This window comes from Psychroserpens ponticola, from assembly GCF_023556315.2.
Lineage (GTDB): Bacteria > Bacteroidota > Bacteroidia > Flavobacteriales > Flavobacteriaceae > Psychroserpens > Psychroserpens ponticola.
This window is the reverse complement of record NZ_CP116221.1, coordinates 580182-601613: the sequence shown is the minus strand read 5'-3', so window position 1 is coordinate 601613 and position 21432 is coordinate 580182. Positions and strand designations below refer to the sequence as shown.

Genomic DNA, 21432 nt, shown 5'->3' with positions numbered 1-21432 from the left:
CAACAATAGAAACAGGATTAAATTCGGCAAGAATTAAATAAATGAAACACCTTAAACTGATTGCATTACTTTTTTTAATAGTGAGTTGTAGCAATTCCGACGATTCAAAACAACAAAACAATCCACCAGAAGACACTTCTATCTTTTATAAAGGCATGGATTTATCCTTTCAATCTGAATTAGAAGATTACAACATCAACTACAAAGATGAAAACGGAGTTCCTGTTGAACTTCTAGATTTTGTTTCGGAAAATGGAACCAATCTTATACGTCTTAAATTATGGCATACACCTCAAGATGGAGAAAATAGCTTAGAAGATGTTAAAGCCTATGCACAACGCATCAAGACAAAGCAAATGGATTTTTTATTAGATTTTCATTATAGTGATTTTTGGGCAGATCCAGGAACGCAAACACCTCCTTTAGCTTGGCAAAACATGACCAGTGAAGAGGTAAGAGTTGCTATTTACGACTACACAAAAGATGTCGTCACACAATTAAAAAATCAAAACACGCTTCCTGATATCATTCAAATTGGCAATGAAACTGACAGTGGTTTTTTATGGAATTATGGAAAAGTTTGGGATGATTTTTCAAATAACTGGAGTAACTATGCACTATTAGTTAACGAAGCCATAAAAGCGATAAAAGATGTAGATACTGATGGCTCGATTAAAATTATGCTGCATCATTCAAGCGTTGAAAATGCTATATACTTTTTTAATGAACTAGAACCTTTTAATGTTGATTTTGATATTATCGGTTTGTCCTATTATCCTCAATTTCAAATTAAAAACTTAACGCTTGTTCAAACTAAGATGAATGAACTCGCTACTACTTTTGAAAAAGAGATCCTCATGGTAGAAGTTGCATATCCTTTTACATTAGCTTGGGATGACAACTACACAAACTATATTGGAAGTAATGATCAAATTTTAGCTGAATTTCCAGCTACACCTCAAGGGCAAAAAGCTTATTTTGAATGGTTGGTAAACGCCATACAAAGCATCCCAAATAAGCGAGGAATCGGATTTTGTTATTGGGCTCCAGATTGGGTTGCTTTTACTGGAAATGAAAACACCTCAACATCAGGAAGTTCTTGGGAAAACCAATGTCTATTTGATTTTAATCATATTGCATTGCCTGTTTTTGATGTTTACAAACATAATTAACTAATAATCAACATGTTAACAATACGCGTGCATTTCATCGACAAAAGTGTTGTTTTTCTATGTTTTTTGCCGTTCATCTATTCGTCGATTTTTTCATAAAATCTAATGATCACTTTAACTAATTTTTAGGTATTAAAACCCGAAAATTAGCATTTTAGAACCCTTTTATACATTTTTGGTAAGCTATTAATCAAGAGTCCCAAACATTGATGAAACTTAATACTCAATCATTATTAAGGTTGACCTTGACTTTTTTAAACTTGTTTTTCCTTTCCCTCAAAGCCGAAAAGTGTTTAATTAACTCGGTAACTTTTAATACAACGCTATGAAGCAGTTAATCACATTAGCTGTTTTGTGTTCGTCGCTTTTTTGTTTTTCCCAAACAAATGAGATCGATAGTCTCACTATACAGTTAGCTTATCAAAAACAAGATTCATCTAAGGTGGATACATCTTTGTATTTGATTAAATCATTGTATAAAAGCAAGAACTATAAAAAGGCGCTATTGTATATTGACCAAACTGAACGACTTTCAAAGTTTTTGAATCACACCAAAGGTATTGCAGATGTTAATTATTACAAAGCATTAATCTACTCTCAAAAAGATGATTACTACAATGCAATTGATGGCTACAACAAATCAAGAAAATACTACAGACAACTTGGAGACACTTTAGGAATTGCTAAAGTGAATAATAGTATTGGTCTTATTGAAATTAAGCGTGGTAACTATCGTGTTGGACTTGAAAACTCATTATCAGCTATACAAACATTTGAAACCAAAAACCTTTTAGATGAACTTAGTTTAGCTTATAATAATTTAGCAGAAGCCTATTACAATACACATCAAGTCGATAAAGCCTTAGAATTTAATATCAAAGCTTTAAATGTAAGAAATCAACTTAATGATAGTTCTGGAATAAAAACCTCAACTAAGAACATAGCGGCCTTATATTCAGATAGAAAAGAACACAGAAAAGCAATTGAGTATTACGAAAAAGTTTTAAAGCTATTAAACCCAACAAAAGATCAAGCTATTAGAGGAGAAGTACTCCCAAGAATTGGTAGCGAATATTTACAGTTTAAAGACTATAATAAAGCTGCAGAATATTTAGTAGAAGGGTTGAAATTTAATAGAAGAACTAAAAATGACGATGGCATTTTAAGAACTTTGAATGCTATTGGAGAACTCAACATGCAACAAAAAAAGGTTAAGCTTGCTGAAATTCAACTTAATGAAGCCTACACAATTGCTTCAAGAATTAACAACAAACCTGAGCTTCTAAAAAACTACAGATTACGTAAGGAACTAGATTCTACAAATGGAAAGTTTCAAAATGCATTCTTTTGGCAAAGCAAATTCTATGATTTAAAAACAGAATTAGATATAGCAAAACAGCCAAAAATTCCAGTAAACACTGAAGTTATTAAAAATGTAGTAATTGACACACCTGATGATGAAGAATTTAATTCTATAGCAAAACATGAAGAAGATCAAAAAAACCAAGAAGAAGTAAAACGATTAAAAGCCATTTCATATGTTTTAATTGCAGCATTTTTAATTGTATCTACTATTTTGCTTCTTATTTATTTAAAGCGCAAAAACACCTTAAAGTTTAACAAAGAATTAAAAGATAAAAACGAACAAATACAATTACAAAACGAAGTGTTTTCTGAGCAAACTCAAAGCTTAGAAGAAATCAATAAAGTAAAAGATCGTTTGTTCTCAATTGTTTCTCATGACTTGAAAGACTCTATCTCATCAATTAAAGCATTTATTGATCTTTTAAAAGAAGACAGCATCTCTACAGAAGAGTTTTATAATTTGATTCCAGAGCTGAGTGAAAATGCAGATAATGCATCGTCATTATTATACAACCTATTAAACTGGTCTAAGTCTCAAATGCAAAACCTTAATCCGAAAGCGGAACTATTCAACATTCAGGAGGTTTTCCAAAACAAGATGGCTCTTGTAGAACAAAAAGTAGAACAAAAACGCATTGTACTTATTGATGAATCAAATAGAGACTTTGTCTATGCAGATAAAAGTATGATTGAAATCGTGGTTCAAAACTTAATCACTAATGCTGTAAAATTTACTCGCGTTGGAGATGTGATTACTGTGTCTAATAACGATCATAACGGAAAAACTCTAATCTGTATTGAAGATACTGGTGTTGGAATTTCACGCGAAAACGTTGATAAATTATTCCAAAGCGGAACGTTCACAACCAGAGGAACCAACAACGAAAAAGGAACTGGATTAGGACTTAGTATTTGTAAAGAATTAGTAGAATTAAATGATGGTCGCATTTGGGTTGAGAGCACACCAAATGTTGGAACTAAATTCTATGTTGAACTTCCAAAAAATAAGCCAACAGAGTAATTGCTTTTTTGTTTATATTCGTTAAAAGCAATTTCCAATGAAATATTTTATCCTATCACTTGCTATTCTCGCAACACTATTTAACTGTAAAAATGCTGAAACAAAAACGGAAGACACAAAACAAGTAGACAAAGCAAATCATCTGCAAGATTTATTTGGCATGATGCAAGGCTCTTTTAGTTCTGAAATTCAAGCAGAAAATGATTCCACATATTTCAATATATCACTCCATATGTACCCAATTTGGGAAGACAAAGGGAATTTTTTATATGTAGAGCAAGCATTAACTAAAAAACAGAACAAACCTTACAGACAACGTGTTTATGAAGTAACCCAATTAAATGACAGTATGTTCAGTTCTGCTATTTACACGATAGAGCATGATTCATTATGGATAGGAAAATGGAAAACTCCAGAAACATTTGATACTTTAACAATGGAGCAAGTTTCTAAAAAAGAAGGCTGTGAAGTAGTTCTTAAAAGAATTAAATCTGATTACTTTAAAGGTGAAACAGGGAACAAAACTTGTGAAAGCACTTTATATGGTGCTTCATATGCTACAAGTGAAGTTGAAATTTTATCAGACAAAATTATTTCTTGGGATCGTGGATTTGATGATAAAGATGAACATATTTGGGGAGCAGAAAAAGGAGGTTATATTTTTAATAAAATAGATTAAACTCTAGGCAAAAACACTTCAGCCATCATACAACGAGCACTTCCGCCTCCACAAGTTTCTATAGTTTCTAGAGAACTTGACAAAATAGGACAATGCTTTTCTATAGTTGCAATTTGATTTTGAGTTAAACTATCATGTGCAGTTTTACTCATTACTAAATAACGCTGACTATCGTGTCCTTGAACTTGCAACATATTACCTGCAAACTGATGCATTTGTTTTTCTGTAATTTCTATGATTTCTTTACCATCTTGTTTAAGATTTTTAATCACATTTTTACGTTCCTTTTTGTCATCAATACTGTTCAAACAAATCACAGCAAATTTTTCTGCCAAACACATCATTACATTGGTGTGATAAATAGGTAAACGATTACCTTCAACGGTTTGATTTGCAACAAAAATAACAGGTGTGCATTCAAAATCCTCACAAAACTCAATAACTAATTCTTCATTAGCACGTGCAGATAATGCACAATATACTTTAGAGTTAATACGATCTATGAGCAAACTCCCTGTACCTTCTAAGAATATACCTTCATCTTCTGCACTGGTATAATCTATAATGTTTTCAATTTTAAAGCCTTCTTTCTCAAGGCGAATAAACACCTCATCTCGACGTTCTTTCCTCCTATTTTCAGCAAACATAGGATACAAACCAACATCTCCATTTTTATGAAAACTCACCCAATTATTCGGAAAAATAGAATCTGGAGTATCCAGCAATTTATCATCCTGCTCTACAATAACATTCACACCAACAGCTCTTAATTTTTCAACAAAAGCATCAAACTCTACTTGCGCTTTTGCGTTAATTTGAGCATTTTTAATCTCTAAATCTTCTTGAAAATAATTATTAATTGCTGTTTGCTCATTCATCCTAAAATTTATTGGACGAATCATGAGTATGGTATTTGTAGTTTGTTGCATATTACTTAAAAAATATGCGTAAAATTAGCATTTTTTATAATTGAAAAGTATAAATATCAAAACAAAATTAATGTTGCCAAAAATCAAATTACGGCCTTCTTATTTTGTTGATCACTAAGCCAGGTTAAAGCTTCTTCTCTGGTAACAAAAATTTTAATATTTTCTCTATCTTTTAAGCTAATTATAGTCTTAGTTGCTAAAGTACTTCCTAGCGTACCTACCAAAACCGCCATATAATCAATCTCTTCAATATTAGCTATGATTTTTTGAGCCTCAAACGTATATGAATAGGAAAACTTTTTATTTATTAATAAGGAGAAAGGAGCTCTTAGATGTGATAATAAGAAATCATGATAAGTATCTACTAACTCCACGTTCATCTCAACTTCTTCATCTATAATGACTTCAGCAAGCTGATTATTTATAATAATGATTGTTCCAAAGGACAGTTTATAAACATTTTCACTTTGTTTCATTTGGTCTTATTTTAAAGGGATATCTAAAATTATAACAAAAAAAAGCATCTACTACACTTTCTTAATAAAACAATTCACAACATATTAACATTAATTCTTAACTATCTAAATAACAGACATTATTTTAATTAATTTTGATAAAAAATAATTTAAAACATGAAAAACATCGTTTTATTACTGATAATTCTAACTTCTTGTACATCAAAAAAGAATACAAGTCCTATCGATTTCACAACTGTATTTGAAACTTCAAATGGTAAAGAGACAGCAACTTATGCACAAACAATAAGTTTCTACACTAGTTTAGCTGAAACATATTCAGAAATTTCTATCCAAGCTATAGGTGAAACAGACTCTGGTAAGCCTCTTCATATGGTAACTCTTAATCCTGATTTAAATTTTGATTTTCCTGATATAAGAAAAAACAAACGTATTCTACTTATCAATAATGGAATTCATCCAGGAGAATCTGATGGAATCGATGCAACAATGTTATTATTTCGTGATATCGTGCAAGGAAAAATCGACATGCCTAAACAAACTGCTTTGGTTACTATTCCTATTTATAATGTAGGTGGAAGTTTGAATCGAAATTCTACAACAAGAACCAATCAAAATGGACCAAAAGCATATGGTTTTCGAGGCAATGCTCGAAACTATGATTTGAATAGAGATTTTATAAAAAGTGACACAAAAAACGCGAAGACTTTTGCAAAAATATTTCATTTAGTAAAACCCGATATTTTTATAGATAACCATGTCAGTAATGGAGCTGATTACCAATATACGTTAACACATTTATTTACACAACATGATAAATTAGGTGGAAGCTTAGGTGATTTTTTACACGCCAAAATGATGCCACAACTTGAGCAAAAATTAGAAGAGAAAAATTGGGACATCACACCATATGTGAATGTATTTAATAGAACTCCAGAAAAAGGCTTTAGCCAATTTATGGATTACCCGAGATATTCAACAGGTTACACAACACTTTGGAACACCTTAGGAATGATGGTCGAAACTCATATGTTAAAACCTTATAAGCAACGTGTTGAAGGCACTTACGAGCTCATGAAAAGTATGATTGAAATCATAGAAATCGAAGGTGATAATATTTCAAAATTAAGACAAAATGCCGTTGAAGAGTTTCAAAAAAGCAAGACCTATCCAATTCAGTGGACTACTGACACAACGCAATCAACAACACTTCAGTTTAAAGGCTTTGAAGGCCAAATGATGCCAAGTAAAATAACTGGAGCACAACGTTTAAAATACAATACAACAAAGCCGTTTACAAAAGATATCATGTATAGAAACCATATGAAACCTACTTTAGAAATTGACATACCAAAAGCATATGTGATTCCTCAAAATTGGTGGGCAGTTTTAGATTTACTAAAACTTAATGATATCGAAATGACCACCTTTCAAAACGACACAACATTACTCGTAAAGTCTTACAAGATAAAAAACTACGAAACTAGAACTCAGGCTTACGAAGGTCATTATCCGCATTACAATGTGGATCTAGAGAATTCAGAAGAACAAGTCACTTTTTCAAGAGGCGATTATTTGATAACCACAAACCAAAATGGCTTTAGATATATTATTGAAACACTAGAACCACAAGCTCCAGATTCATTTTTTAATTGGAACTTTTTTGACACCATTCTACAGCAAAAAGAAGGCTTTTCACCTTATGTATGGGAAGATCAAGCGAGTTTCATTTTAGAACAAAATCCAGAACTTGAAAAAGAATTCATCTTAAAAAAGACAAACGATCAAGATTTTGCTTCAAATTGGTATGCTCAATTAGATTGGCTACACAAACAAAGTGATCATTATGAAAAAGCACATTTACAGTACCCAGTGTATCGGGTTCAATAAAACTTGCTGTTCAGATAAAAATATTCGAACTTCGTAGCTGATTTTTAATTCAACGTATAAGCACAATTATTAAATGAAAAAATTCGGAAGTATTAAACTAATACTCAGAACCTACGCACTAGTAATAGGTGTGTTTTTTGTATTTCGATGTATTTTATTCTTTACTGAACTGGATAGAATAGATTTTCAAGAGGTAAGCATGTTTACTATTATAAATTCATTTATAATGGGAATTCGTTTCGACACTGTAATTTCAAGCTATATTTTAATTCTGCCAGCTTTAGTACTTTTCGTAATGGAAATCCTTAATAAGAAAAGTTCTCTCATAAAAACCATAATATTCTATTGGATAGCTCTATTATTCACTATAGCCTTCATTATTTCTACCATAGACATCCCATATTTTAATCAGTTTTTCTCAAGATTATCCGTTGGTGCTTTAGCTTGGGTTGATAGTTTTGGTTTCGTCTTTAAAATGATATCTCAAGAACCTAAACAATTGTTATTTGCTATTCCATTATTAACCTTGTTGTATTTATTTTATTCTAAACTGCGAAAAATTTTCAGAAAAGATCTATCAAAAAATGATGCTCATATTGTCATTAAAATTTCCACTTTCATTTTTTGTCTTGGGCTTATATTTCTTGGAATAAGAGGACGATTAGAAGAAAAATCTCCAATACGAATTGGCACTGCTTATATTTCAAACCATTCATTTCTGAATCAAATGGGATTGAATCCTGTATTTACGTTAATGAGAAGTTATATTGATAGCCAAAATAATGAAAACGACACCATTCAAATGATGGATGATCAAGTCGCTATTGCTAAAGTTCAAAACGCTTTAGGCCTTACAAATCTTAATCAATATGAATCACCAATTGCAAGAAAAATTATTCCTGATTCAACACAAACTAACCAACCCAATATCGTATTAGTGATGATGGAAAGCATGAGTGCTTCAAAAATGAAGCGTCATGGCAATACTAGAAATCTTACACCTTTTCTTGATAGCTTATCTCACAAGTCTATTTATTTTGAAAACATATATACTGCTGGAAAACACACTTTCAATGGAATTTTTGGCACTATGTTTTCGTTTCCAGCAATTTATAGACAACATAGTTTAAAGAGTATGAATAACTATCATGGATTAAGCACAGTGCTTCGAAAAAAAGGATATTCAACTACATATTTCACTACACATGACGGACAATTTGATAATGTTGAAGGCTTTCTAAAAGATAACGCCTTTGAAAATATTTATACGGAAAGTAAATATCCATCCTCTGAAATCAAAACGATATTAGGAGTTCCTGATGACTTTATGTTTAGGTTTTCAATTCCAATCATTAATGATTTACATAAAGAAAACAAACCATTTTTTGTAAGTTTTATGACTACTAGTGATCATATGCCGTTTTACATTCCTGAATATTTTGAAGCAGATAATGAAAAAAATAGACATAAAATTGTAGAATATGCCGATTGGTCTTTACGTCAATTAGTCCAAATGTCTTCAAAAGAAGAATGGTTTGATAATACAATCTTTATTTTTGTAGCAGATCATGGAGCACCAATTTCTGCTCCTTATGATATTTCGTTAGACTATCATCATGCGCCATTATTGTTTTACTCACCTAAACTTATTAAAACACCACAAACATATACTCAAATTGGTGGTCAGATTGATGTTTTCCCTACACTTATGGGCTTATTAAAACAACCTTATATAAATAATACTTTAGGAATAGATTTATTAAAAGAACAGCGACCTTATATTTTTATAAATGACGATGATAAAATTGGTGTTCTTAGTGATAGCTTATTTTTAATACTCAAGGAAAAAGAAGCGCCAAAATTGTATAAATACAAGAACAATAATACCACAGATTATTCTAAAGATTACCCTGAAATTATTAAATCTATGGAAACATATACTAAAGCGAATCTTCAAACTTTTCAGTATATGCTATTAAATAAAGAAACATTAAAATCTCCAGAATAAGATATTAAACCAAGATTTTAATATTAGCATAGCTATTTTCTAGCGCTTTTGTAGACGCATCAGAATTTAACCATTCAACCTTAGTTATACCTTCCTTTTCTTGAGGAAATAAGGGTCCAGAATAAGACGTTTTCATTTCAAACCAATACGTAATTTTAATTTTATGTTTTCCATTACGCTTGAAAATATGAAACGTGGTTTCAATTGGTTTTACTATTGATAAACCAGAAACGCCTGTTTCTTCTTCAACTTCGCGCAACGCAGTTTCATTAATCGTTTCGTTCTGTTCAGCTTTCCCCTTTGGTAAATCCCATTTATTATTTCTATAAATAAAAAGTATCTCACCATTATCATTAATTACTTTTCCACCACCTGCAATAACATTAGGAAGTTTTTTTAAGAATTGATTAATAAGACGATCCTCTTTTTTACCAATAAGTCTAACTTCTTTTAAAGTTGTTGTGTTTAACTCTTTTATAACCTTACCAATATTTACTGTTGACAAAAGGTAATTTTTAAAATTACGCTCAGGACTAACTTGAGTTGTTAGAATTATAGGCTTATCATTTACAAAAACGCGATACATTAGTTTAGTCATATAGTATTTGGAAAGTAAAAGTATCATTTTTTTAAACTACAAGACTCAATTTTAAAATTAATTTTATTTAAAGTTTAAAATTAAATTAGGCTAAAATTATGTAATTTTGCATCATGATTTTTGACAAAGAAACCGCCAAACAAACCGCTGAAGTTCTACTTCAGATTAATGCAATAAAATTGCAACCTAACAATCCCTTTACTTGGGCTTCAGGCTGGAAATCTCCAATATATTGTGACAATAGAATTGTACTCTCATTTCCTAAAATTAGAAATTACATTCGTACAACAATGGCTAAGCAAATTGAAGTAAAATATGGTAACATCGATGTTATTGCAGGTGTTGCTACTGGTGCTATTGGAATTGGTGCTTTAGTTGCTGAAGAATTAGGTTTACCTTTCGTTTATGTTAGACCAGAAGCTAAGTCCCATGGTCGTCAAAATAAAATTGAAGGCTTTGTTGAAAGCGGACAGAATGTAGTAGTCGTTGAAGATTTAATAAGCACAGGAAAAAGCAGTCTTAATGCTGTAAAAGCATTAGAAGAAGCTAAAGTAAATGTTAAAGGTATGGTTGCTATTTTTTCATACGGATTTGAAGTCGCTAACACTAATTTTGAAAATGCAGAAGTTGAGTTACACACCTTAAGTAACTATGAAAATTTGTTAGAACAAGCACTTGATACAAAATATATTACTTCAAAAGAACAGGACATTTTAGCACTTTGGAATGCCAATCCAAGTGAATGGAACGGATTTTGAATGCATACTTAATAATTAATATAAATAGTTAAAGAATGAATTTAGAATCACCAAAAACAATCACTCCAAAATCTGCAAAAGACACTTTTGATTTTTTATCAGATGTGAAAAATTTCGAAAAGTTAATGCCAGAAAATATCAGCAAATTTGAAGTTCTTGAAGATGACAAATTTTTATTTGCATTAAAAGGAATGCCAGAAATCGTGCTCAAAAAGAAAGAAGCCATGTCTCCAAACAAAATTGTATTAGGTGCTGCAGGTGGAAAATTAGATTTCTCTCTTACAGCAAATATAACTGCAATAGACGACAACACTAGTGAAACTCAACTAACCTTTGAAGGCGAATTTAATGCCATGATGGCCATGATGATTAAAGGACCGATTACAAAATTCATTGAGACCTTAGCTACTAATATTCCGGAAGTTATCTAAAACAGTAATTGCACCTCTTTGAGCTCATACAACTTCACAATACCATCTTCAATTAACACCTTGAGATGACCAGAATTACTTACGCCTTTAATGTATCCAGAAAACAAATTACCTTGTTTATCTTTAAAAGTTGAGGGCTTATCTTTTCTGAATAAATTATTTTCATAAGCTTGCTTTAATAAATCATATGATTTTGAATCTAAAAAAGAAATATAATGCTTCAATTGATTTAAAACCTCTTGAAGCACTTGATCTCGATTAAAATGAGTTCCAGAAATTAACTGCATAGAAGTAGCATTTGGCAAATCATTAAATATAGTTTGATTCACATTGATACCAATTCCTATAATTGAAGATTGTAATTGATTTTGTTTAATGACATTTTCTATCAAAATACCACATACTTTTTGTTGGTCTGACAAAATGTCGTTAGGCCATTTAATTTTAAGCGAAGTAATTTGAAACGACTTTAAAGCTTCAAAAACGGCTAATGACACAGCCATACTTAAATAAAAATGACATTCAACATCAAGAACACGCGTATCTTTAAACACACTAAACATAAGGTTTTTAGCGCTTTGAGATTCCCATTTCGTTCCCATTTGTCCACGACCACCTGTTTGGTGCTCAGCTGTAACTACAGTAAAATCTTCAACTGTTTCTTCAGCACTAAGCTGTCGTAAAAAAGAATTCGTAGAGTCAATGGCATTAAGTTTGATTGTACGCATAGTATTGTGTTGAAAAACTTTAAGATTTTCTTATCAAGAATTAAACATAATAAGAGTAAAAAAAATAATAACTTTGCACAAAATTAAATCAATTTAATGGCGAAAAAAAATACGAGCCCAGACGAACTTATAGCAACAGTAATTTCTGGTATTGAGGATGTAAAAGGAAAAGAGATTACAATTCTGGATTTAAGAGAAATTGAAAATACAGTCTGTGACTATTTTATAATATGTGAAGGTACTTCAAATACACAAGTAAACGCCATTGTAAATTCCATACAGAAAAAAGTAAGCAAAGAACTTAAAGACAATCCTTGGCATGTTGAAGGTGTTGATAATGCTGAATGGGTTTTAATGGATTATGTAAATGTAGTTGTTCATGTGTTCCAAAAACATATCAGATCTTACTACGACATTGAAAGTCTTTGGGGAGATGCGAAGACTACAGTTATTGAAACTAGTTACTAACAAAATTAGCCACTTTGTGGCATTTAAATAATGGCAAAAAACAATAAAAATACAAATAAGAAACCAAAAATAAATCCGTTCTGGATTTACGGAATTATCATTGCTGCTTTTTTGGGTATCCAATTATTTTCTGGAGGATTTGGTGATTCTACTACTAAAAAAATAAACCCTTCTGAGTTTTTTAAATATTTAGACAAAGGTGATGTCGCTAGTGTCGAGGTTATAAATGGTAGAGAAGCTAGAGTATATTTAACAAAAGAAGCTGCAAAACTAGAAATCCATAAAAAATCAAAACCAAATACCCTATTACCTTCCGTTGCACCACAACCTAATTACACTTTTGAGTTTGGTGAATTAGAATTATTTCAACGAGAAATTGACACTATAAAAGAAAACAACCCTAGCCTCAATGTTCCTGTATCCTTTAAAACCGAAGAAAATCATTGGGGAAATTTTTTATTTTCATTATTACCTTTCATTCTAATTATTGGCGTTTGGATCTTTATTATGAGACGTATGTCTGGAGGTTCTGGAGGTGGTGCTGGCGGACAGATTTTCAATATCGGAAAATCTAAAGCAAAGCTGTTTGATGAAAAGACTGACATAAAAACATCGTTTAAAGATGTAGCTGGCCTTGAAGGTGCTAAAGAAGAAGTACAAGAAATTGTTGACTTCCTTAAAAACCCAGAAAAATACACGTCTCTAGGAGGAAAAATACCAAAGGGAGCCTTATTAGTAGGACAACCAGGAACTGGTAAAACCTTATTAGCTAAAGCTGTAGCTGGAGAAGCAAAAGTACCTTTTTTCTCATTATCTGGTTCAGATTTTGTAGAAATGTTTGTTGGTGTTGGTGCATCTAGAGTTCGCGATTTATTCAAACAAGCTAAAGAAAAATCACCAGCTATTATATTTATTGATGAGATTGATGCTATTGGTAGAGCTCGTGGAAAAAACAACTTTTCAGGTTCTAATGATGAGCGTGAAAATACTTTAAACCAATTGCTTACAGAAATGGATGGTTTTGGAACTAATACTAACGTCATTGTATTAGCAGCAACCAACAGAGCAGATGTTCTTGATAAAGCTTTAATGCGTGCTGGACGTTTTGATAGGCAGATTTTTGTCGACTTACCAGATGTAAGAGAACGTAAAGAAATCTTTGAAGTTCACTTAAGACCAATTAAACAATCAGAAAAATTAGATATCGATTTCCTTGCAAAACAAACACCAGGTTTCTCTGGAGCTGATATTGCAAACGTTTGTAATGAAGCTGCACTTATAGCTGCTAGAGGTGGAAAAAAAGCTGTCGGTAAACAAGATTTCTTAGACGCTGTAGATAGGATTGTTGGAGGTCTTGAAAAGAAAAACAAAATTATAACTGTTGAAGAGAAAAAAGCAGTTGCATATCATGAAGCTGGTCACGCAACAGTAAGCTGGATGCTTGAACATGCTGCGCCTTTAGTAAAAGTAACAATTGTTCCTCGTGGTCAATCCCTTGGTGCTGCTTGGTATTTACCTGAAGAACGCCTTATTGTTCGTCCTGAGCAAATGCTAGATGAAATGTGTGCTGCTCTTGGTGGTAGAGCTGCTGAAAAAGTAATTTTTGATCAAATATCTACAGGAGCATTGAGTGATCTTGAAAAAGTTACGAAGCAAGCGAGAGCTATGGTCACAATTTATGGCTTGAGTGACAAAGTTGGAAACCTCACCTATTATGATTCTTCAGGGCAATCAGAATATGGCTTTTCAAAACCATATAGTGAAAAAACAGCAGAGTTAATAGATAAGGAGATTTCAGATATTATCGAAGAGCAATACCAACGTGCAATTACATTGTTGGAGCAACACAAAGACAAACTAACTCAATTAGCAGAAGTACTACTAGAAAAAGAAGTCATCTTTAAAGATAACCTTGAAAAAATATTTGGCAAACGTCCTTTTGAAACGCGTGAACTTGTTGAACCTAAAACGACTATCGTTACAGAAGATCTTCAAACAGCACAGTCGGAAGAAGAGTAATCTTATAAAAAACTTAAATTAACTAATCATTAATTTAAGTTTTTTTATATTTGATAAATACTATTATAAAAATAGGTTAATAGCAATTTCTTAAATGAGTCTATTTCGTAAAATTTTCGGTTTAAAAGACACTCCCGAAGATCACATACAAAGCGAAGAGAGAGGCAAGTATATGCCTGAAATAAAGCTGCCTATTGATGAGCAATTCACAATTAATTTTAAAGCTAATGGTGGTAAATTTTTGTATTGTGAAAACATACACGATGTCAATACTAATCTAAACAATATTTTAAAAGAAAATAATTGGGAAGATGATAATGTATTAATTTTCGATGAACGCCTTAATCAGATGTTCAAAGATTATAAATTTAAGACTTCCAAAAAGGTATCTGAAAGCACTTACTTTTTATCTACGTGTGAGTACTTAATTTCAGATGATGGATCACTTTTAATATCTTCAAATCAAATCGCAGAAAAGAAGCTAAAAGAACTCCCAGCTAATTTCATCATTTACGCAACAACCAGTCAATTCGTTCAAAATATTGGTGAAGGTTTAAGAGGTATTAAAGGAAAAAATAAAGATAAAATACCTACAAATATCACCACAATTAAACACTTTAAAGCTATTGAAGATAAAGATTTTCTCACCTATGGAAGTAGCTCAAAAAACTTGTATTTGCTGCTCCTAGAAGATTTATAAATGAAAGAAATCCTAACAAGAGCATTCTCCGGACTATTATATGTTTCACTTCTTATTGCTTCTCTATATTGGCAAAATGCGCTAATTGGACTCTTTTTTGTTTTCGGGCTCATTTCTATAGCAGAGTTTAAAAAACTCATTAACTTAAAAAATATTTTCCCTTACGTCGTATTTGTCATTTTATATTTAGGTTTTGCCTATTGGGAAACCCTATCAAACACTACCAAAGGTTTTGATGAAGCTAGTCAAATTTTTTTGGTAATTACAATCTTTGTCCTGCTTATTTTAATGAAAGATTTATTTTCTGAAAAAACCATTCCGCTATTTGAATCAAAACGATTTATCATAACCACCTTTTATTTATCAAGTGGTTTTGTGTTTTTAGTTGCTATTGCAAATTTTGAACAAACCTTTACACCTCTTCTATTACTAGGATCATTTATATTAGTTTGGGTTAACGATACGTTTGCTTTTCTAGTTGGTAAAAAATTCGGAAAACAAAAATTATTCCCTAGTGTCTCACCTAAAAAAACGGTTGAAGGTTTTCTAGGTGGTTTATTCTTTTCATGTATTTCAAGTTATTTTATTGCTGAATATACCGAAACTTTAAGTTTTACAATTTGGCTTATCTTAGCTATTATTATTAGTGTATTTGGCACCATTGGCGATTTGATAGAATCAAAATTTAAGCGTCAGGCCAATGTAAAGGATAGTGGCATGATTATGCCTGGACATGGAGGTTTACTAGATCGTTTAGATAGTATTATCTTTGCTGCACCATTTATATTTTTATTTTTAAGACTCGTATCATATGTTTCATAAAGAAGGTTATAAAATTATAGTCATCACACTAGTTGTGGTAATCGTTTCAATTCTGGCTATTGATTGGTTTATTGATATTGAATGGCTTAGACTATTGCTATCAATTACACTACTTGTTTTTCTATTTCTAATCTTGCAATTTTTTAGAAATCCGAAACGTCATACCAAACTAGAAGATCATACTGCTGTTTCTCCTGTTGATGGTAAAGTTGTTGTCATTGAAGAAGTATTTGAAAAGGAAGTCTTTAACGATAAACGCATTCAGGTATCTGTGTTTATGTCACCTATTAATGTGCATGTAACACGATATCCTATCAGTGGAAAAATTAGTTACAGTAAATATCATCCAGGAAAATACTTGGTAGCTTGGCATCCAAAAGCTAGTGAAGAAAACGAACGTACAACTGTAGTTGTTGATAATAAAAATTTTGGCCGAGTTTTATACCGACAAGTTGCAGGTGCTCTAGCTAAACGAATTGTCAATTATGCTAAAACTGAAGATCAAGCTGTTCAAGGAAGTGATTCTGGGTTTATTAAATTTGGAAGTCGTGTAGATTTATATTTACCTTTAGATGCTGATATAAAAGTAGAGCTTAACCAAAAAGTAAAAGGAGGCGAAAGTATTATCGCCGAAAAATCATGACTTCAGAGGAATTAGACATAACATTTCAAGAATCTGTTGCGCGTATCAATGCACATACAGAACCTTTTCCTGCAGATTTTCTTCTACGTTTATATGCTTACTACAAAAAAGCGACTAATAATTACGGTCGTCCAAGTAGTAGTAAAGCTATAATCAATGCATTTAAAACAAATGCACTGTTTCAAGTTCAAGATGTCACTGAAGATGAAGCCAAACAAGTGTACATAGATTTAGTCAATAATTACTTCTTATATAGAGAATAACATCAAATTATCTTAGTCATCGCCCAATGAAAAAGTTTGCTATATTCTGTTTAGTTTCGGTAGTTTCATTTTCTACATATGCACAAACATTTAATTCGTTTTACTCGACCATTCTTGAAAACACGTCCCAAACTAACATTTTAAACGACTTAACAACTTTTGAAAGCTTCGGAATAAAAAATGTTGGTTCTACTCGTCTTACAGATACTGAAACCTGGATTACTTCACGTTACCAAAACTTAGGTTATACTGATGTTGTTTTGCAACCCTTTAGCTATTCGGCTGGAACAAGTAATAATATCATTGTCACCAAAACAGGAACTGTCTATCCTAATACCTATCTAATTATTGATGGCCATTACGATACAATCAATGGTGCAGGAACTAACGATAATGGTTCTGGAACAGTGTTAATCCTAGAATTGGCACGTTTACTTAAAGACATTAATACTGAATACTCTATTAAATTTATTCACTTTTCTGGTGAAGAAGATGGTCTTATAGGAAGTAACTATTATGTTAACAATACAGTAATTCCTCAAGATTTAGACATTAAATTGGTGCTTAATATTGATGAAGTTGGCGGACTTGCAGGAACAAATAACAATACTATAGTTTGTGAACGTGACCTAAGCTCTCCTTCTTCTAACAATGCTGCATCAAATGCATTTACCAATGATTTAGCAACGCTTATTGAATTGTATACTAACCTGAATACCGAAATCTCAAATGCATATGCTTCAGATTATATTCCTTTTGAGAATAATGGTGAAATCATCACAGGTTTGTATGAAAAAAACGAAACTCCATATGCGCATACAGCTAACGATCTTTTAGTAAATATGGATGTGCCTTATTTATATGAAGTCACAAAAGGTACAATTGGAGCTGCTTTAGAATTTGCAGTAGCATACGAAACGTTAAGCCTTGAAGAAGCATCTAACTTAGATCATTTAATTAGGATTTCACCAAATCCTTCTGATAATTTTTTAACCATTTCATTTTCAAAACCGTTAGATCAAGTGGTCGATTTTAAAATCATTGATATGCTTGGTAAGCAAGTTTATAAAAGTACACTTAGAGAGCAAACACAGAATATTGCTATTGATAATTTGGTTGCAGCACACTATTTAGGAGTGTTTAAAATCAATAACAAACGCCTTATTAAAAAGCTCATTATAGAATAATAGTCCTTTTTCGGTTATTTACTTTGTTTCTGATTAAAGTTTTTGCATTTTTAGTTAGCTTAAATTTTAACTTATGAAACGCATCATTTTACTTCTTTTCTTTTTAAGTTATAATATTAATTATAGTCAGGATAACATAAATGCTTTGGTTGAAAGTGGCATTGGTTTTCATGATAAAGGCAACTTTGAAAAAGCTATTGAAACTTATCAAAAAGCACTTGATATAGACAGTAAATCTTCCTTAGTGAATTATGAAATTGCACTGAGTTATTTTTACAACAAAGATTTCAAAAATGCAATAAAGCATTGTGATATAGTCTTAAATAACAAAGACCAATACATTAAAGAGGCATATGTCACAAAAGGATCTTCCCTTGATAATTTAGGAAACACTAAAGCGTCAATTAAACTTTTCAAAAAAGCCATCAAAACGTTTGACAATGATGTGATGTTATATTACAACCTCGCCTTAAACTATTATAAACTTCAAGATTTTGAAAACGCAGAAAACTATGTAACAAAAGGCATTGCTTCTAACAGCAATCATTCAAGCAGTCATCTTATTTTAGCATACATTAATTATAACAATAATAAACGTACACAAAGCCTTTTAAACTTGCATTATTTTTTGTTTTTAGAACCGAATTCTAGACGTTCAGCAGAAGCTGGTAAATTGATTCAAGAAATAATGAGAAGCAATGTATCTCAAGATCCAAATAAACCAAACACTATAAATTTAACATGGTCTGTTCCTGATAAAGACAATGAATTTGGTTCTACAGAATTAATGCTGTCTATGTTAGAAGCTTCAAAAACCCTAAAAGAGAATATAGATAAAACAGAAGATGAATTATTCATCAAGAACACAACGTCATTTTTCAAAATTCTTGGAGAGCGCAAAAACAAAAACAAGGAAAGTATTTATTGGGATATCTATATTCCTTTTTTCAATAATCTTGCGCAAAGTGAACACATGAATGCCTATTGCTATTTCGTGATGCAAGCTATTAATCCATATTCTAAAGCTTGGATGGAAGTCAATACAGACCAAGTTGATGCATTTGATTTATGGTTGCAAAAAAATTAACAACCTATGTACAAATCTTCAAAAAATCTACTCAAATTTTCTTGTGGAGCAGAATTAAAAAATCGTTTCATGTTAGCGCCAATGACAAATACCCAAAGTCATGAAGACGGCAAATTATCTGACGATGAATACAATTGGCTAGTTATGCGAGCTAAAGGTGGATTTGGCTTAACAATGACTTGCGCATCACATGTACAAGCTGTTGGAAAAGGGTTTCCTGGACAGTTAGGTATTTTCTCAGACACACATATTGATGGTCATAAACGATTAGTGAAAGGTATTAAATCTCATGGTAGTTTGGCTGTAATACAATTACATCATGCTGGTATGCGATCACCAGAAGACATCATTGAAGGGCAACCAGTTTCTGCATCTGATATGAAAAAGTACAATGCTCGTGGCTTAACACTTGAAGAAGTACATCAACTCAAAGACGATTTTATTTCCGCAGCATTAAGAGCACAACAATGTGGGTATGATGGTGTTGAAGTACATGGTGCTCATGGTTATATTTTGACACAATTTTTAAGTTCAGATATTAATACGCGAACAGATAATTATGGTGGAAGCTTAAAGAATAGAGCTCGTCTTTTATTTGATGTTACTAATGGCATAAGAACTGCTTGTGGTCCAAAGTTTTTATTAGGTGTAAGGCTATCTCCTGAACGCTTTGGAATGAAATTACAAGAAGTAAAAACTGTTTGTCAACGTTTTATTTCTGAAGGTCAAATTGATTTTTTAGATATCTCACTTTGGGATTGCTTTAAAGATCCCGAAGAAAATAAATATAAAGACCAAAGTTTATTAGAACATTTTACTAGTTTAGATTATAAACATATAAAGCTTACTGTGGCTGGAAACATAAGAACTGGAAACGACGTTACTAAGATACTAAATGCAAAGGTAGATTTTGTTTCTATTGGTCGTGCAGCTATTTTACATCATGATTTCCCAGAGCAAGTTTTAGCAAATCCAAACTTTAAACCAACTCCAACTCCAGTTACTGAAGTCTACTTAAAGAAGGAAGGCTTAAGCGATAAATTTGTTACTTATATGAAACGTTGGCCAGACTTTGTAGTTGACTAATATAATTTCTATACGTAGAACTACGTATTGACTTTATTATTTTTATTCGCTATTTTAGATAAACATTTTTTTATAGTCATTTTTGAAAAACATTATGTAGAAAAATCAATCGTTCAAAAAAAAAACTATCTAAATAAAATAGCTAAAGTCACTCACTTAAAAAGAGATTGAACTTTGAAAAGCAAACAGAATGAAGAAGTTAATGACTATTTAGAAATCAAATACTAATCGCTCAGAAGCTTAATAGAGCTTAATAAATTAAACATTATGAAAAAATTTATTCGATTATCAACCATGCTCTTAGTAGTAACTGTTTTTGTTGTTAGTTGTCAATCTGACACAAATGATATAGACAATAATACAAACTTGAAACTGATATCTCCTAAAGGAAATATTTTAGCTAAAAATTTAAATGATTTAGAAAACATCGTTAAATCAACATCTAAAAATCAGATAAATAATATTGTTTTTCAAAATATCAAATATATTGAAAAACAAAAGTATACGCTAGGTGTTATAAATTACTATGAAGATGATAAATTTGTATCATTATTAAAAGTTATTGAAATTGACAAGGATTATATTTTACTGAAAGACAAACACAGTGTTCAAATTGTAAAGGGTAATTCAAATATCGATGATAAATCAACCATTACCTACATTGTAAATAGAGGTTCTGCTAGCTGTAGTGGAGGTAACTGTTGTCAATGGAAAGAAACAGGATCAGATAGATATAACTGTGGATGTCCACCTACAGATCCTTCAACATCTGTAATAATTACAACAAGTGACGGTTGCGAAGTTGAACTATAATAGTGACATTTAAAATCGTTTAAAAATAATTGCGATTTAATATTATATTAAATAATAGATGTAGGTTTGTTGAAGTTGATTTTCTACAGACAATCTTCTAATATTAGCCTACAACTATTTTTACATGATTTCTAAATAAAATTTCTTACTAGCAACAACAGCTAAGGAAGGCTTAAGCGATAAATTTGTTACTTATATGAAACGTTGGCCAGACTTTGTAGTTGACTAATATAATTTCTATACGTAGAACTACCTATTGACATTACTACAATTATTTTCTAAATTAGAT

General features: G+C 31.4%; 21 protein-coding genes. 17 read left to right on the top strand and 4 right to left on the bottom strand.

Going from position 1 to position 21432, the window contains the following annotated elements:
* Window positions 1-41 precede the first annotated feature (41 nt).
* The 3 genes from MUN68_RS02640 to MUN68_RS02630 all read left to right on the top strand — a co-directional run bounded on the left by MUN68_RS02640 (window position 42) and on the right by MUN68_RS02630 (window position 4237).
* Window positions 42-1172: a glycoside hydrolase family 53 protein gene (locus MUN68_RS02640; protein ID WP_249994841.1), complete on the top strand. Its 1131-nt coding sequence runs from the start codon at window positions 42-44 to the stop codon at window positions 1170-1172.
* 325 nt (window positions 1173-1497) lie between these two features.
* A complete protein-coding gene (locus tag MUN68_RS02635) occupies window positions 1498-3558 on the top strand; it encodes a tetratricopeptide repeat-containing sensor histidine kinase (protein ID WP_249994843.1) in 2061 nt (686 codons plus the stop codon).
* A gap of 37 nt (window positions 3559-3595) precedes the next feature.
* A complete protein-coding gene (locus MUN68_RS02630; protein ID WP_249994844.1) occupies window positions 3596-4237 on the top strand; it encodes a chromophore lyase CpcT/CpeT in 642 nt (213 codons plus the stop codon).
* On the opposite strand, the gene ctlX is transcribed toward MUN68_RS02630, so the two are convergent.
* Together ctlX and MUN68_RS02620 are read right to left on the bottom strand one after the other, a co-directional pair.
* Window positions 4234-5166, bottom strand: coding sequence for a citrulline utilization hydrolase CtlX (gene ctlX / locus MUN68_RS02625; RefSeq protein WP_249994845.1), 933 nt, complete (start codon window positions 5164-5166; stop codon window positions 4234-4236). The genes MUN68_RS02630 and ctlX overlap by 4 nt on opposite strands.
* An 83-nt stretch (window positions 5167-5249) precedes the next feature.
* Window positions 5250-5642, bottom strand: coding sequence for a hypothetical protein (locus MUN68_RS02620; RefSeq protein ID WP_249994846.1), 393 nt, complete (start codon window positions 5640-5642; stop codon window positions 5250-5252).
* Window positions 5643-5798: 156 nt separating this feature from the next.
* Between MUN68_RS02620 and MUN68_RS02615 the strand changes: the two genes are divergently transcribed.
* Together MUN68_RS02615 and MUN68_RS02610 are read left to right on the top strand one after the other, a co-directional pair.
* Window positions 5799-7532: a M14 family metallopeptidase gene (locus MUN68_RS02615; RefSeq protein WP_249994847.1), complete on the top strand. Its 1734-nt coding sequence runs from the start codon at window positions 5799-5801 to the stop codon at window positions 7530-7532.
* A gap of 73 nt (window positions 7533-7605) precedes the next feature.
* Window positions 7606-9540, top strand: a complete 1935-nt coding sequence (locus tag MUN68_RS02610; RefSeq protein ID WP_249994848.1) for an LTA synthase family protein — start codon at window positions 7606-7608, stop codon at window positions 9538-9540.
* 4 nt (window positions 9541-9544) lie between these two features.
* On the opposite strand, the gene MUN68_RS02605 is transcribed toward MUN68_RS02610, so the two are convergent.
* Entirely contained in the window at window positions 9545-10126 is a 582-nt protein-coding gene (locus tag MUN68_RS02605) for an NUDIX hydrolase (protein WP_249995194.1), read from the bottom strand.
* Window positions 10127-10251: 125 nt separating this feature from the next.
* On the opposite strand from MUN68_RS02605, the gene pyrE reads away from it, so the two are divergent.
* Together pyrE and MUN68_RS02595 are read left to right on the top strand one after the other, a co-directional pair.
* Window positions 10252-10896: an orotate phosphoribosyltransferase gene (gene pyrE / locus MUN68_RS02600; RefSeq protein WP_249994850.1), complete on the top strand. Its 645-nt coding sequence runs from the start codon at window positions 10252-10254 to the stop codon at window positions 10894-10896.
* A 35-nt stretch (window positions 10897-10931) separates the two neighbouring features.
* Window positions 10932-11327 (top strand): SRPBCC family protein, encoded by a 396-nt coding sequence (locus MUN68_RS02595; RefSeq protein WP_249994851.1) that lies wholly within the window; start codon window positions 10932-10934, stop codon window positions 11325-11327.
* Here the strand turns inward: MUN68_RS02595 and MUN68_RS02590 are convergent.
* Entirely contained in the window at window positions 11324-12055 is a 732-nt protein-coding gene (locus tag MUN68_RS02590) for a biotin--[acetyl-CoA-carboxylase] ligase (protein WP_249994852.1), read from the bottom strand. The genes MUN68_RS02595 and MUN68_RS02590 overlap by 4 nt on opposite strands.
* 96 nt (window positions 12056-12151) lie before the next feature.
* Here MUN68_RS02590 and rsfS point away from each other — a divergent pair, with 96 nt between their 5' ends.
* From rsfS to MUN68_RS02540, 10 genes are all read left to right on the top strand, one after another.
* Window positions 12152-12523: a ribosome silencing factor gene (rsfS, locus tag MUN68_RS02585; RefSeq protein WP_249994853.1), complete on the top strand. Its 372-nt coding sequence runs from the start codon at window positions 12152-12154 to the stop codon at window positions 12521-12523.
* A 30-nt stretch (window positions 12524-12553) separates the two neighbouring features.
* A complete protein-coding gene (gene ftsH / locus MUN68_RS02580; RefSeq protein ID WP_249994854.1) occupies window positions 12554-14542 on the top strand; it encodes an ATP-dependent zinc metalloprotease FtsH in 1989 nt (662 codons plus the stop codon).
* Window positions 14543-14636: 94 nt separating this feature from the next.
* Window positions 14637-15242: an LUD domain-containing protein gene (locus MUN68_RS02575; protein ID WP_249994856.1), complete on the top strand. Its 606-nt coding sequence runs from the start codon at window positions 14637-14639 to the stop codon at window positions 15240-15242.
* Window positions 15243-16064 carry a phosphatidate cytidylyltransferase gene (locus MUN68_RS02570; RefSeq protein WP_249994857.1) on the top strand — a complete coding sequence of 274 codons (822 nt, stop codon included), beginning with the start codon at window positions 15243-15245 and terminating at the stop codon, window positions 16062-16064. It begins immediately after the preceding gene.
* Window positions 16054-16707, top strand: a complete 654-nt coding sequence (locus tag MUN68_RS02565; protein ID WP_249994858.1) for a phosphatidylserine decarboxylase family protein — start codon at window positions 16054-16056, stop codon at window positions 16705-16707. The genes MUN68_RS02570 and MUN68_RS02565 overlap by 11 nt, the downstream gene beginning before the upstream one ends.
* A complete protein-coding gene (locus MUN68_RS02560; RefSeq protein ID WP_249994859.1) occupies window positions 16704-16970 on the top strand; it encodes an acyl-CoA-binding protein in 267 nt (88 codons plus the stop codon). Before MUN68_RS02565 ends, MUN68_RS02560 begins: the two co-directional genes overlap by 4 nt.
* 26 nt (window positions 16971-16996) lie before the next feature.
* Window positions 16997-18157: a M28 family peptidase gene (locus MUN68_RS02555; RefSeq protein WP_249994860.1), complete on the top strand. Its 1161-nt coding sequence runs from the start codon at window positions 16997-16999 to the stop codon at window positions 18155-18157.
* 73 nt (window positions 18158-18230) lie between these two features.
* Entirely contained in the window at window positions 18231-19244 is a 1014-nt protein-coding gene (locus tag MUN68_RS02550) for a tetratricopeptide repeat protein (protein WP_249994862.1), read from the top strand.
* Between the two features lie 6 nt (window positions 19245-19250).
* Window positions 19251-20330, top strand: coding sequence for an NADH:flavin oxidoreductase (locus MUN68_RS02545; RefSeq protein ID WP_249994863.1), 1080 nt, complete (start codon window positions 19251-19253; stop codon window positions 20328-20330).
* A 267-nt stretch (window positions 20331-20597) separates the two neighbouring features.
* Window positions 20598-21143, top strand: coding sequence for a flagellar basal-body rod protein FlgG (locus MUN68_RS02540; protein WP_249994864.1), 546 nt, complete (start codon window positions 20598-20600; stop codon window positions 21141-21143).
* Window positions 21144-21432 lie beyond the last annotated feature (289 nt).

Excerpts from the sequence above, each read along its gene's own strand:
- MUN68_RS02605 (WP_249995194.1), bottom strand. The coding sequence starts at position 10,126 with ATGTATCGCGTTTTTGTAAATGATAAGCCTATAATTCTAACAACTCAA.
- MUN68_RS02590 (WP_249994852.1), bottom strand. The coding sequence starts at position 12,055 with ATGCGTACAATCAAACTTAATGCCATTGACTCTACGAATTCTTTTTTA.
- MUN68_RS02620 (WP_249994846.1), bottom strand. The coding sequence starts at position 5,642 with ATGAAACAAAGTGAAAATGTTTATAAACTGTCCTTTGGAACAATCATT.
- MUN68_RS02560 (WP_249994859.1), top strand. The coding sequence starts at position 16,704 with ATGACTTCAGAGGAATTAGACATAACATTTCAAGAATCTGTTGCGCGT.
- MUN68_RS02550 (WP_249994862.1), top strand. The coding sequence starts at position 18,231 with ATGAAACGCATCATTTTACTTCTTTTCTTTTTAAGTTATAATATTAAT.
- ftsH (WP_249994854.1), top strand. The coding sequence starts at position 12,554 with ATGGCAAAAAACAATAAAAATACAAATAAGAAACCAAAAATAAATCCG.
- MUN68_RS02555 (WP_249994860.1), top strand. The coding sequence starts at position 16,997 with ATGAAAAAGTTTGCTATATTCTGTTTAGTTTCGGTAGTTTCATTTTCT.
- MUN68_RS02610 (WP_249994848.1), top strand. The coding sequence starts at position 7,606 with ATGAAAAAATTCGGAAGTATTAAACTAATACTCAGAACCTACGCACTA.
- ctlX (WP_249994845.1), bottom strand. The coding sequence starts at position 5,166 with ATGCAACAAACTACAAATACCATACTCATGATTCGTCCAATAAATTTT.
- rsfS (WP_249994853.1), top strand. The coding sequence starts at position 12,152 with ATGGCGAAAAAAAATACGAGCCCAGACGAACTTATAGCAACAGTAATT.
- MUN68_RS02640 (WP_249994841.1), top strand. The coding sequence starts at position 42 with ATGAAACACCTTAAACTGATTGCATTACTTTTTTTAATAGTGAGTTGT.
- MUN68_RS02545 (WP_249994863.1), top strand. The coding sequence starts at position 19,251 with ATGTACAAATCTTCAAAAAATCTACTCAAATTTTCTTGTGGAGCAGAA.
- MUN68_RS02615 (WP_249994847.1), top strand. The coding sequence starts at position 5,799 with ATGAAAAACATCGTTTTATTACTGATAATTCTAACTTCTTGTACATCA.
- MUN68_RS02570 (WP_249994857.1), top strand. The coding sequence starts at position 15,243 with ATGAAAGAAATCCTAACAAGAGCATTCTCCGGACTATTATATGTTTCA.
- pyrE (WP_249994850.1), top strand. The coding sequence starts at position 10,252 with ATGATTTTTGACAAAGAAACCGCCAAACAAACCGCTGAAGTTCTACTT.
- MUN68_RS02635 (WP_249994843.1), top strand. The coding sequence starts at position 1,498 with ATGAAGCAGTTAATCACATTAGCTGTTTTGTGTTCGTCGCTTTTTTGT.
- MUN68_RS02540 (WP_249994864.1), top strand. The coding sequence starts at position 20,598 with ATGAAAAAATTTATTCGATTATCAACCATGCTCTTAGTAGTAACTGTT.
- MUN68_RS02630 (WP_249994844.1), top strand. The coding sequence starts at position 3,596 with ATGAAATATTTTATCCTATCACTTGCTATTCTCGCAACACTATTTAAC.
- MUN68_RS02575 (WP_249994856.1), top strand. The coding sequence starts at position 14,637 with ATGAGTCTATTTCGTAAAATTTTCGGTTTAAAAGACACTCCCGAAGAT.
- MUN68_RS02565 (WP_249994858.1), top strand. The coding sequence starts at position 16,054 with ATGTTTCATAAAGAAGGTTATAAAATTATAGTCATCACACTAGTTGTG.
- MUN68_RS02595 (WP_249994851.1), top strand. The coding sequence starts at position 10,932 with ATGAATTTAGAATCACCAAAAACAATCACTCCAAAATCTGCAAAAGAC.